Source organism: Kiritimatiellia bacterium (genome assembly GCA_018001225.1).
GTDB lineage: Bacteria > Verrucomicrobiota > Kiritimatiellia > CAIQIC01 > JAGNIJ01 > JAGNIJ01.
Genome location: JAGNIJ010000069.1, coordinates 1 through 9,124, shown reverse-complemented (window position 1 = coordinate 9,124; position 9,124 = coordinate 1). Strand labels below are relative to the sequence as shown.

At 65.3% G+C, this 9,124-nt stretch carries 13 protein-coding genes; 2 read left to right on the top strand and 11 right to left on the bottom strand.

Annotated elements, in window-relative coordinates; all coding sequences use genetic code 11:
- A partial coding sequence (locus KA248_15570) for a hypothetical protein (GenBank protein MBP7831327.1) occupies positions 1 to 457 on the top strand: 457 nt, incomplete at its 5' end.
- A gap of 24 nt (positions 458 to 481) precedes the next feature.
- On the opposite strand, the gene KA248_15565 is transcribed toward KA248_15570, so the two are convergent.
- The 11 genes from KA248_15565 to KA248_15515 all read right to left on the bottom strand — a co-directional run bounded on the left by KA248_15565 (position 482) and on the right by KA248_15515 (position 7,331).
- Positions 482 to 1,309, bottom strand: coding sequence for an arsenite methyltransferase (locus KA248_15565; protein MBP7831326.1), 828 nt, complete (start codon positions 1,307 to 1,309; stop codon positions 482 to 484).
- Positions 1,310 to 1,374: 65 nt separating this feature from the next.
- Positions 1,375 to 1,743, bottom strand: coding sequence for a PadR family transcriptional regulator (locus tag KA248_15560; GenBank protein ID MBP7831325.1), 369 nt, complete (start codon positions 1,741 to 1,743; stop codon positions 1,375 to 1,377).
- A gap of 60 nt (positions 1,744 to 1,803) precedes the next feature.
- A complete protein-coding gene (gene arsB, locus KA248_15555; GenBank protein MBP7831324.1) occupies positions 1,804 to 3,042 on the bottom strand; it encodes an ACR3 family arsenite efflux transporter in 1,239 nt (412 codons plus the stop codon).
- Entirely contained in the window at positions 3,039 to 3,461 is a 423-nt protein-coding gene (locus KA248_15550; protein ID MBP7831323.1) for an arsenate reductase ArsC, read from the bottom strand. Before KA248_15550 ends, arsB begins: the two co-directional genes overlap by 4 nt.
- Positions 3,458 to 3,835, bottom strand: a complete 378-nt coding sequence (locus tag KA248_15545; protein MBP7831322.1) for a helix-turn-helix transcriptional regulator — start codon at positions 3,833 to 3,835, stop codon at positions 3,458 to 3,460. Before KA248_15545 ends, KA248_15550 begins: the two co-directional genes overlap by 4 nt.
- Before the next feature lie 78 nt (positions 3,836 to 3,913).
- Positions 3,914 to 4,366, bottom strand: coding sequence for a hypothetical protein (locus KA248_15540; GenBank protein MBP7831321.1), 453 nt, complete (start codon positions 4,364 to 4,366; stop codon positions 3,914 to 3,916).
- A 10-nt stretch (positions 4,367 to 4,376) separates the two neighbouring features.
- On the bottom strand, positions 4,377 to 5,084 hold the full coding sequence (locus tag KA248_15535) for a cytochrome C biogenesis protein (GenBank protein ID MBP7831320.1): 708 nt from the start codon (positions 5,082 to 5,084) through the stop codon (positions 4,377 to 4,379).
- Complete coding sequence (locus tag KA248_15530; GenBank protein ID MBP7831319.1) at positions 5,084 to 5,482, bottom strand: thioredoxin family protein; 399 nt, start codon at positions 5,480 to 5,482, stop codon at positions 5,084 to 5,086. Before KA248_15530 ends, KA248_15535 begins: the two co-directional genes overlap by 1 nt.
- Before the next feature lie 29 nt (positions 5,483 to 5,511).
- Complete coding sequence (locus KA248_15525) at positions 5,512 to 5,745, bottom strand: TM0996/MTH895 family glutaredoxin-like protein (GenBank protein MBP7831318.1); 234 nt, start codon at positions 5,743 to 5,745, stop codon at positions 5,512 to 5,514.
- Between the two features lie 16 nt (positions 5,746 to 5,761).
- Complete coding sequence (locus tag KA248_15520; GenBank protein ID MBP7831317.1) at positions 5,762 to 7,012, bottom strand: permease; 1,251 nt, start codon at positions 7,010 to 7,012, stop codon at positions 5,762 to 5,764.
- Between the two features lies 1 nt (position 7,013).
- Positions 7,014 to 7,331 carry a winged helix-turn-helix transcriptional regulator gene (locus KA248_15515; GenBank protein ID MBP7831316.1) on the bottom strand — a complete coding sequence of 106 codons (318 nt, stop codon included), beginning with the start codon at positions 7,329 to 7,331 and terminating at the stop codon, positions 7,014 to 7,016.
- 195 nt (positions 7,332 to 7,526) lie between these two features.
- On the opposite strand from KA248_15515, the gene KA248_15510 reads away from it, so the two are divergent.
- The gene (locus KA248_15510) at positions 7,527 to 8,957 is read left to right on the top strand and encodes a hypothetical protein (GenBank protein ID MBP7831315.1); all 1,431 of its coding nucleotides are present in this window, start codon (positions 7,527 to 7,529) and stop codon (positions 8,955 to 8,957) included.
- The last annotated feature ends 167 nt before the right edge of the window (positions 8,958 to 9,124 follow it).

Sequence of the window (9,124 nt, the reverse complement as noted above, 5' to 3'; positions counted from 1 at the left end):
TCCCCACGCCCGCGCCAGCGTCCTTCCCGTTCGCTCTTTCCGGGGGGAGGATTTCACCGCGGACGATGCCACGGCCCTGGACTACCCGCTCAACCTGCACGGCGTCTGGGATGACGCCATGGTGCGCGAGATCATGGCCGGACGAGATCCGGACAGCGTGGCCCGGCAGTGGGACCGCGAGATCACTCCCGAACAGATGGAACTGTGGGCCGGTGGAGGTCCGCTCGATTGGGCCCTGGAAAGCCACACGCTGGCGCGATACACGGCCTATCGTCACGCGGATGGCACGCACCTGCCGTTCAAGTGGAGCCGTCCGGGCATGAACCTCACGCGGGAGAACTACATCGACGCCGCGGGGCCCGTCGCGCGCGAGCAGTTGCAGAAGGCCGGCGTGCGCCTGGCGTACCTGTTGAATGCCGCGCTGGACCCGGTCTCCGCCAAGCCGGTGTCGCGATAGCGCCCGCGCCCGCGCCCGCGGCCATCAGCCCGCTTTCCGCGCCGAGAGGGCCAGGCTGGTCACGTACTCGGCCAGGCACGATCCCTGGGGAAGCTGCCCGATGATTGCCCGGTAGAGCGGATCGCTCCACTGGCTCATGGATTCGATGTACTCCTGCTTCGATTCCAGGCTGATGTCGATGAAGCCGGCTTGCTTCAACATGGCCTCGGTGTCGCGGACCAGGACCGCCCCGGCGATGCAGCCGACCAGGGCTTCCACGGACCTTCGAACCGCGTCCGGCAGGGGTCGCAGCAGGGCCAGGTCCGACACGGCCACGCGCCCACCTGGCTTGAGCACGCGGAAGGCTTCGCGCCAGACCCGCGGCTTGTCGGGGGAAAGGTTGATGACGCAATTGGAGATCACGACGTCCACGCTCGTGTCCGCCACGGGCAGGTGCTCGATCTCGCCGAGGCGGAATTCCACGTTATCCAAGCCGGTCTTCGCCCGGAAGGCCTCCGCGTTGCGGCGGGCCTTGGCGACCATCTCCGGCGTCATATCCACGCCGATGGCGCGGCCGGCGGGGCCCACTTTTTGCGCCACGAGAAACACGTCGAACCCGCCGCCGGCGCCGAGGTCCAGGACCGTCTCGCCCGGTTTCAATCCCGCCAGGGCCGCCGGGTTCCCGCACGAAAGCCCCATGTTGGCGCCCTCGGGCAGCGTCGCCAGTTCCGCGTCGGAATAGCCCACGGCCCTGGCGACGCCGGCAGCTCCGTCACCCCCGCAGCAGCTCTTCGCCGGCCCGCAGCACGACCCGCCGCCGGTCGCGATAGCGCCGTATCCCTGGCGAACGGTCTCCCGGATGTCCTTCGTCATGATCTTCCTCCTGCTCTCCGAAACCCATGCCGCACCAATCGGCCGCCCCTTGATACCTTGACCCTCTAGGTATCATCGCCTGGCCCGGACCGGGCGGGGCCCAGGAGGGCCTGCAACCGGGCCAGGCCCCGGCGCCAGACCCCGGCACCCGCGCGCAAGGCCTGCCGTCCGCGGGACGTCGCCCGGTAGACCCGGCGCTCCCGTCGGCCGGTCCTTTCGATGCGGCATTGCAGGCAGCCCGAGCGCGCCAGGTCGCGCAACACGGGATAAATCGTCCCCTGGGTCGGCACGAGCTGATGATTCGTCAGCTCCGCCGCGCGCCAGATGATCCCGTACCCGTGCCGCGGCCGCTCGCAGACGATCCGCAGGATCAGCAGCCGGCACAGGCTCGCATCCATCATCGCCTTCCAGTACGCCGGATTCGTGTACTCCATGCCCCCTCCCCGTGATGATACCTAGACCCTCTAGGTATCATCGCGGGGACGGGCGGCGTGTCAAGCCGGCGCGAGGGGGAACCCCGGACCGCCCTCACCCGCCGGCGCCGCCCGCGGGCCGCCAAACCAGCGCGATGTCTTGAGGCATATCTTCACCAGTCCCAGCATCACCGGCACCTCGATCAGCACCCCGACCACCGTCGCCAGGGCCGCGCCGGAGGACAGGCCGAACAGCATCGTCGCCGTCGCGATGGCCACCTCAAAGTGGTTGGACGCCCCGATCATCGCGGCGGGCGCGGCGTCCTGGTAGGGCAGCTTGAGCAGCCGGGCCCACCCGTAACCCAGCCAGAAGATGAGCATGGTCTGGATGAACAGAGGGATCGCAATCCACAGGATGGTCAGCGGGTTGCCGAGGATGGTCTCGCCCTTGAAACTGAACAGCAGCACCAGCGTGGTCAGCAGGGCGATGATCGTGATGGGCGTGAGAACGTGCAGGAACTTCTCGACGAACCACCTTTCGCCTTTCGCCCGGATGATCCACTTGCGGGAGAAGTAGCCGGCGACGAGGGGAAGGGCCACGTAGATGCCGATGGAGAGCAACAGGGCCTGCCAGGGGACGGGAAGGCGCCCGACGCCCAGCAGGAATCCGCCGAGCGGCCCATAGAGCACCAGCATGGAGAGGGAGTTGATGGCCACCATGATCAGGGTGAGGCCGTCACGGCCGCGCGCAAGATATCCCCAGACCAGCACCATCGCGGTGCAGGGCGCGATGCCGAGCAGGATGCAACCCGCGAAGTAGCTGCGCCACAAGGGGACCTGCAGCATCTTGACGCCCTCGTGCACGACCACGGTGCCGGCCCCGTGGGTCGCACCCACGGCGAGGTCCAGGCCGAACGGCATCTTCACCAGGTCGGTCGCCTCGGCCCCGATGAGGCCGCGGAAGAGAAAGCCCAGGAACAACAGCGCGATGCCGTACATCGTGAAGGGCTTGATCGCCCAATTGACGAACAAGGTCAGCCAGACAGGCTTGCCGCTCCTGCCCGCCTTCACGACGGAGGCGAAATCGATCTTCACCATGATGGGATACATCATGAAGAAGAGGCATATCGCGATGGGGATGGACACGACGGGCGCCCCGTTCACGAAGATGGACAGGCCGTCCAGGAACCGGGCGACGCCCGGCGCGACCTTGCCGAGGATGATGCCGGCCACGATGCATAACGCCACCCAGACGGTCAGGTAGCGCTCGAATACATTCGTGAGTTTTCTTTCGTTCGAGTGGCCGATCTTTTCATTCATGTCTTCAGGACCTCCGGTAATTTCTCGATGAGGGCTCTGATTTCATCCCGCACGCGCCGATAATGTTGCAGCGCCTCTTCCTCGTTCTTCGCCGCCTTCGCCAGCCGCGGGGGGTCGTCGAAACCGACATGCACCACCTTGGTCCCGCCCGGAAACAGCGGGCAGGATTCGTGCGCGTGGTCACAAACGGTCACCACGTAATCGAAAGGAACTTCCCTCAACTCGCCCACGTGTTTCGAGCGCTGCCCCGAGATATCCACGCCCGCCTCGGCCATGACTTTCACGGCCAACGGATTGAGCCCACGCGTATCGAGGCCGGCGGAATACGCCTCGATCGCGCCGCCCTTCAGGTGGCGCGCCCAGCCTTCCGCCATCTGGCTCCGGCAGGAATTGCCGGTGCAAAGGAACAGGATTTTCATCTTCCCATGATCTTCCGGCATAGAACCTCCGCGTCCATTTCCGCTATCCGCCGCAGTCTCCGCGCGTCCGCCATCGCGGCCGGCGACTTTTCCAATGCTTGGAAAAACGGGGCGGCCTTTGTTCCAAACATTGGAAAAGGCAGGGGCTCCGCCAGGCGGTAGTAAACCCAGCGTCCCTGCTTACGGGACGCCAGCCAGCCCGCGTCGCGGAGAATCGACAGGTGCTTGGACACGGTGGACGGAGCGAGCCCCATCAGCGCGATCAACTGGCAAACGCACCGCTCGCCGCGGCGCAAGGCCAGCAGCAGCCGCAGGCGATGGATATCCGACAAGGCCCCGAACGCGCGGCAGGCCTTGTTCACGACTTGTTCCATTTCGTCATATAACGAAATATAAACGCGAAGTGGGCGTTCGTCAAGGAGGCCACAGCGGACGGCTCCGGCCGCGGCTCGTCAGGGGGACGGCTTCGGACCCCGGGCGCCCAGGAACCGACCGATTTCCTCCGCAAGATATTTCCGGAACTCCACCTCTCGCCCGGAAAGCTCCCATATCCGGCCCAGGTTTTTCCAGCGCGCGGCCCGCCCGTCCGCCTGCACCTCGGCCGCCACCACGGAGGAGAAGGTGAGCTGGAAGTCCTGTTCGTAATGCTTGTTTTCAGGGACGTCGAGGTTCACGGCCTTGAATGTCACGGCCCGGGGGTTTTCGCCGGCCGCCAGGCCCTGCACCACCTCGCCGGACCAAGCCTCCAATTTGAGACAGGTCGGGCACCGTCCGGTCCGGTGGAAATAGAACACCACCGTCTCCGCCGGGGCCGTGACCGGCTCCCCGGCCGCCCATCCGGGCGCCGCCACGGACAAAACGAACAGGCCGTTCAGCAGCGCGATGCGCCACGAGATATGCGACATGGTTATCCTCCTAGGGTGCGGTGTACAGGAGCCAGAGCCCGCCCAGGATCACCAGCGCGCCGCAGACCTTCTTGATCCGCACGGCGCCCCGGGAGGCTTCGCTCCATTTCAGGTAATGCTCGATCCATTCGTACGACGTCCCGGCCGCCACGATGACCGCGCAGTGCCCCACCCCGTAGAGCAGAAGCAGGAGGGCTCCGTACAGCCCGTTCGCGGCCGACATCTTGAAGGTGATCGCCAGCATCGGGGCCATGAAGGCAAACGTGCAGGGCCCGAGCGCGACGCCGAACACCAGGCCCAGGATGAACGCGGCCAGGTAACCCTTGCGCTTCATGTTCACCCGGCCCGGCCCGCCGAAATTCAGCGGGATCACATCCAGCAGGTGCAACCCGACCACGAAGAATACCAGCGCCACGAAGTAGTTGCCGTAGCGGCCGACGTCGCCCATCATCCGCCCCGCCAGCGCGGTCGCCGCGCCGATCAGCGCGATCGTGACCAGGATGCCGACGGCAAACAGGAGCGCGATCCAGAACGCGCGCTTTGTCGTGATGCTCCCCTGTTCGCCGATGAACCCGACGATCAGCGGGATGCTCGCCAGGTGGCAGGGGCTCAAGAGGATGCTCAAGATGCCCCAGACCAGGGCCGCCGACACGGCCACGGCCGGCGAGCCCTCGATGGCGTGCGACAACGCCGTGAAGACGCCCTGGATCCATTCCATCAGCGAGCCCCCGGTTCATGGAGAGCGACGCCGAACTCCGCCCATTTCGCGAGAATGTCCTCCCGCGAGAAAAAGCCCTCGTGACGGAACAACTCCCTGCCGTCCGCAGCGAAGAATATCTGCGTCGGGATCATGCGCAGGCCGTACTTCGGGCCGGCGTCCTCGTTCTCCCAGACATCGATGAACTCGACCTTCAACTGGCCGGCAAACGTCTTATCCAATTCCTCCAGGATCGGCGCCATGGCCTTGCAGGCCATGCACTTCGTGGCGCCGAGATCCACCAGCCGCGGGAGCGCGACAACAACTTCCCCACCCCCGCCGGCTGGTGCCGGCTCCTTCGCGTTTCTTTGTTTCACAGCCAGAACCAGGGCTACAGCCACCACCAACGCGGCAACCATCAGGATTTTTTTCACAAGAGACCACTCCCTCAAGACAGGTGCTTCTTGATCTCGTCCGGACTCAATACCTTGCCGGCGCTCTTGACCACGCCGTCCACGACCAGGGCCGGCGTGGTCATGACGCCGAATTTCATGATCTCCGCGATTTTCTCCACCTTCCCCACGCGAGCCTCGATCCCCGACTCGCGGACAGCCTGCTCGGCATTCGCCGTCAACAACTTGCACTTCGGACAGCCCGTGCCCAGGATTTGAATATGCTTCATGAGCGCCTCCGCTGATTCAGTTCACCACAAATCCAAACACCATCCCCGTAACGGCGGCCATCACGACCACCAGTCCGATAAACGTCATGGTCTTCTTCGGTCCCAGGATCGAGTTGATCACCAGCATGTTCGGCAGCGAGAGCGCGGGGCCGGCGAGCAGGAGCGCGAGGGCCGGACCCTGGCCCATGCCGCTGTCCAGCAGGCCGCGCAGGATCGGGACCTCCGTCAGCGTGGCGAAGTACATCAGCGCGCCGGTGACGGAGGCGAAGAAATTGGTCCACACCGGCCACGCCGTTTCCAGCCAGCCCGGCGCGGCTCCCTCGCGGCCCAGGAGCGTAAGCAGCGCGTTCGGCGAATCCCCCACCAGGGCCTGGACCCAGGCATTGGGGATCATCCCCGCATCCTTGCTGTCCGGGCTGCCGAGGAAGAAGCCCGCCGCCAGGACGCCCATGAATAACAGCGGGAGGATTTGCTTCGCGAAACCCCACGACTCGGAACACCACGCCGACAGTTCGCGGCGGCTGAAGTAGCGGACAAGCAGGAAGGCCAGCATGAGGGCGGCCCCGGAGGTCAGCATCCACTTCGCCCGGAAGACAGCGAACCATAGACCCTCCGCCTGCGGGGGCCGCGCCCAGTTGGCAAAAACCAGGATGCCGACCATGGAAAGGAAATAGAGCGCCACCTGCCAGAGCGGGCGATTCTTGCCGTCGTCATCGCCGAGATAAACATCCTGGCCCTGCGCCGCCTTGGCGCGTTCCTCTTTCAGGAAGATCAGGTGCATCAACAGCCCGATGATAACGCTGAAGGCCACCGCCCCGATCGCCCGCGCGACGCCGAGTTGCCAGCCCAACACGCGGGCGGTGAGCACAATGGCGAGCACGTTGATCGCCGGGCCGGAATACAAAAACGCGATGGCCGGTCCCAGTCCGGCGCCGCGCATGTAGATGCCGCCAAACAGGGGAAGCACCGTACAGGAGCAAACCGCGAGAATCGTGCCCGAAACCGAGGCCACGCCGTAGGCCAGCGCTTTGTGCGCCTTCGGCCCGAAATACTTCATTATCGCGTTCTGACTGACGAACACGCCGATGGCGCCGGCGATGAAGAACGCGGGGACGAGGCAGAGCAGGACATGTTCGCGCGCGTACCACCTGGCCAGCCGGAATGCCTCGAGGACCGCGCCCTGGAAGCGCGGCACATCCACGGGCAGGTAATACAGCCCCAGAAAGACGGCGACCAAAACGAGGAAGACTTTAAGTTCCCTGTTCATGTCAAACGACCTTCAGATAATCATGACGACGCCGGGTGTCCGCGCGAACGACGTCCGCCGCGCAATCGAGGCTCTTGAGGATGCAGGGCGTTTCGAGGTGGTAATAGACCCGGGTCGCCGTGCGCCGGTCGCTGACGATGCCGGCCTTCTTCAGCACGGCCAGGTGCCGGGAAATGTTCGACTGGTTGATGCGGGCCAACCGGTTCAGTTCCCGGCCGCACCGATCCCCGCCGAGCAGGGTTTCCACGATCAGGACGCGGACCGGATGCGCCATGGCCTTCAGGATCTCCGCCCTTACCTTCGCCTGTCTGTAGTTCATGGCTATTTATATTATGCGCATATGCGCATAATGTAAATAGAGAGGAGGGAGAAGCGGAAAGGGCGGGAAGGGGGGAACAGGGAACAATGTAACCGGTAAAGGCGGGCGGGGCGGCGTGGACCCTGCAAAGGAACGCCCGGGCCCCTTTCAGCCTTGCGCCCCCCACCCCATTCTCTACTATGGCCCCGGACTATGATGACGCCGAATCCAGCCTCCGGCCCGATGCGGGTTGCCGGCGCGCTGCTGGCCGGCGGGTTCCGGTTCGCCGGGCTCGCGGCGCTGGGCCTGCTGCTCATTTTTCCTTTATACAAGGGTCGGCCCGAAGGCTGGATCCCGCTGCTGCTTTCGGCCGGCGCGGCCGGACTGTGCGGCGCCCGACGCGCGGCCGGGATGCGGAAGGCCGCGGGCCGACTCCTGGACGGCCTACCGACCGGCGCCTTTCTGGGCCTGGCCCTCGGCCTCCCGGCCTTGCTCCAGGTCGGACTAGTTCTCTGGTTGCGGCCCGCGCCGTCGTTCGACGGACTGTTTGTACTCCAAGAGGCCGCCCACCTCGCGCGCGCGGGACAAATGTCGCCCCTCACGTATTACGCTCCGGGCCAGATCTGGTACTACGCGATCCTCTTCAAAGTCCTCGGCGCCACGCCACTCGTGGCCCAACTTGGACAACTCCCCCTGTTCCTCGGCATGATCCTCGCGCTGCATGCCATCGCGCGCCGCATCCTGCCGCCGGAATCCGCACGGGGCGCGACCTTGGCCATGGCGTTCTACCCGTCGATGGTCCTCTATGCGCTGGTCACCCCGTACTACTTCTATCTCTACACGCTGATGATCCTCCTGATGGTCGGCCGATGGTTGACGGTCGCCCGGGAGGAGGGCGGCGCCGGCGCGGGATTCCTCGGCGGTCTCGCCGCCGGATTCGGCTCGCTGACCAAGGCGGTTCTGTTGGTCGCCCCCGCACAAGCCCTGGCCTTTTGGCTGCTTAACGCCCGTTCGTTTTTCCAGCGCCGCGCGTGGGCGGCGTGGATGGCTTTCCTCCTCGGCATGGTTATCGTCATCGCGCCCTGGGCCTGGCGGAACCGGCAGGTGTTCGGCGAGCCGGTCCTCGTCTGCACGTCCGGCCCGCTCGTTCTCTGGAGCGCGAACAACCCGGACTCCGACGGCCTCTATAGCCCCCTCCCCGACACGACGCGCATCGAAACGCCGGCTGAAATGCTCCGGCACATGCGCTACTGCCGGGACCAGGCGAAGGCATGGATCTTTTTCCATCCCGGGGCGTTTCTCCGGCTGGCCGCCCGCAAACTACTCCACACGTGGGGCACGGAAACCAGCTATGTTGAACTGATCAATCACCGCGGTGAGCCCATCCCGCGGCTGGATCAGGTCCTTCGGTTCCTCGCGCAGGCCGGGTGGGGAACGCTGGCATTCCTCTGGGCGTTCGTCAGTCTGCGCGCGCTGATCCAACGCCGCCGCGCCACGCCCGTCGAACTGGCGACGGCGATCCTGGTGCTGTCGAAGTGGGCCATCTACAGTTTCTACGAGGGCGGCGCGCGGCATCACCTGCCGGTCGTGCCGATGCTGATCCTGTATGTCGCGACGGAGTTGTCCAGGACGCGACAGGCGCTGTAGCGCGCCACGGCGTGGCGCGGCCGCCGCACAACGTGCGGCGCCTCGTGTTTGGCCCTTTTCTTATCCTGTCAGTGCGTACAGGACGGCAGATTCGAGTCGAGGGAGGGGTTTTTTGGACTTCTGGGTAGGGGGTGATGTGTGCACGAAGTCACATAAACCCGGTCGAA

Coding starts and splice junctions, on each gene's coding strand:
- KA248_15560 (MBP7831325.1), bottom strand. CDS start 1,743: ATGGAGTACACGAATCCGGCGTACTGGAAGGCGATGATGGATGCGAGC.
- KA248_15510 (MBP7831315.1), top strand. CDS start 7,527: ATGACGCCGAATCCAGCCTCCGGCCCGATGCGGGTTGCCGGCGCGCTG.
- arsB (MBP7831324.1), bottom strand. CDS start 3,042: ATGAATGAAAAGATCGGCCACTCGAACGAAAGAAAACTCACGAATGTA.
- KA248_15540 (MBP7831321.1), bottom strand. CDS start 4,366: ATGTCGCATATCTCGTGGCGCATCGCGCTGCTGAACGGCCTGTTCGTT.
- KA248_15550 (MBP7831323.1), bottom strand. CDS start 3,461: ATGAAAATCCTGTTCCTTTGCACCGGCAATTCCTGCCGGAGCCAGATG.
- KA248_15515 (MBP7831316.1), bottom strand. CDS start 7,331: ATGAACTACAGACAGGCGAAGGTAAGGGCGGAGATCCTGAAGGCCATG.
- KA248_15525 (MBP7831318.1), bottom strand. CDS start 5,745: ATGAAGCATATTCAAATCCTGGGCACGGGCTGTCCGAAGTGCAAGTTG.
- KA248_15545 (MBP7831322.1), bottom strand. CDS start 3,835: ATGGAACAAGTCGTGAACAAGGCCTGCCGCGCGTTCGGGGCCTTGTCG.
- KA248_15530 (MBP7831319.1), bottom strand. CDS start 5,482: ATGGTTGCCGCGTTGGTGGTGGCTGTAGCCCTGGTTCTGGCTGTGAAA.
- KA248_15535 (MBP7831320.1), bottom strand. CDS start 5,084: ATGGAATGGATCCAGGGCGTCTTCACGGCGTTGTCGCACGCCATCGAG.
- KA248_15520 (MBP7831317.1), bottom strand. CDS start 7,012: ATGAACAGGGAACTTAAAGTCTTCCTCGTTTTGGTCGCCGTCTTTCTG.
- KA248_15565 (MBP7831326.1), bottom strand. CDS start 1,309: ATGACGAAGGACATCCGGGAGACCGTTCGCCAGGGATACGGCGCTATC.